2 protein-coding genes are annotated in these 1173 nt (G+C 70.2%); both read right to left on the reverse strand.

What is annotated here, in order from left to right; all coding sequences use genetic code 11:
• A partial coding sequence (locus ACZ55U_RS39100; protein WP_465534418.1) for an IS3 family transposase occupies positions 1-862 on the reverse strand: 862 nt, incomplete at its 3' end.
• Positions 793-1104 (reverse strand): transposase, encoded by a 312-nt coding sequence (locus ACZ55U_RS39105; RefSeq protein WP_465534416.1) that lies wholly within the window; start codon positions 1102-1104, stop codon positions 793-795. The genes ACZ55U_RS39105 and ACZ55U_RS39100, both read right to left, overlap by 70 nt.
• Positions 1105-1173: the final 69 nt, after the last annotated feature.

The raw sequence follows: 1173 nt of genomic DNA on the forward strand, positions 1-1173 counted from the left end.
TGTTGTACCAGCCGTCGATGTAGGCGAACAGGGCGAGGTCGGCGTCGGCGCGGGTCGCGAAGGTGGCGCGGCGCACGCACTCGGTCTTCAGCACGCTCCAGAAGTTCTCCGCGAGGGCGTTGTCGTAGGAGTCGCCCACGGTGCCCATGCTCGGCTCGATTCCCGCCTTCAGCAGGCGAGTTGTGAGCTTGATCGACGTGTACTGGCAGCCGTGGTCGCTGTGGTGGATCAGCTTCCCGGGCTCGACGGGCCGCCCGTGCAGCGCGTACTCCAGAGCGGTGAGGACCAGGTCGGCGTCCGCGCGCTCGGAGGTGTGCCAGCCCACGATCCCTCGGGAGAAGGCGTCGCGGATCGAGGCCAGCCACCACGGGCCCTCGCCGGTCGGGATCAGCGAGATGTCGGCCACCCACAGCCGGTTCGGGGCGTCGGTGGTGAAGTCGCGCTGGACCAGGTCCGGGGCCGACTCGGCCGCCGGATTGCGGCGGGTGAAGCCGCGGGGCCGGCGCGGGCTGACGCCTTGCAGTCCGGCCTGGCGCATCAGGCGCTCGACGCGCTTGCGGCCGACGTGGGTGCCCTCGCGCCGCAGGACGGCGTGGACGCGCGGGGAGCCGTAGGTTTCGTCGGACTCGGCGTGGATGCGGCGGATGTGCTCGGTCAGCTCGGCGTCGTGGCGTCTGCGCTCGCAGGGCTCGTGGACGTCGCGGCGCCAGCGGTAGTAGGTGGAGGCGGGGATGTGCAGTTCCCGGAGGATGGGCTCGGCCCCGAAGCGGTCCTGGTGCTCGTCGATGAGCTTCAGTACCGTCGCCGGGTCGGGTCGAGCTCCTGGGCGAAAAAAGCCGAGGCGGCCTTGAGGATCTCGCAGGACCGGCGAAGTTCGGCGTTCTCCTTGCGCAGAGCGGCCAGCTCCTCCTTCTCGGCGGTGGTCAGCCGGTCGTCGCGCTCGCCCCGGTCCGCCTCGTCCTGGCGGATCCAGTTGCGCAAAGCCTCGTGGTGAACCCCGAGATCACGGGCCAACTGCCGGATCACCGGCTTCGGGTCGGCGGCGCGGTACGCGGCAATCGCTCGCTGCCGCAACTCGGGCGGGTACTTCATCGGTGCAGCCATGGCAGAGGCTCCCTTCTCATGGCCCATCAGGCCATCTCCGGCAACCTTCCGCACGTCGGGGGAACCTCA

Source organism: Kitasatospora sp. NPDC034533 (assembly GCF_055575155.1).

Excerpts from the sequence above, each read along its gene's own strand:
- ACZ55U_RS39105 (WP_465534416.1), bottom strand. The coding sequence starts at position 1,104 with ATGGCTGCACCGATGAAGTACCCGCCCGAGTTGCGGCAGCGAGCGATT.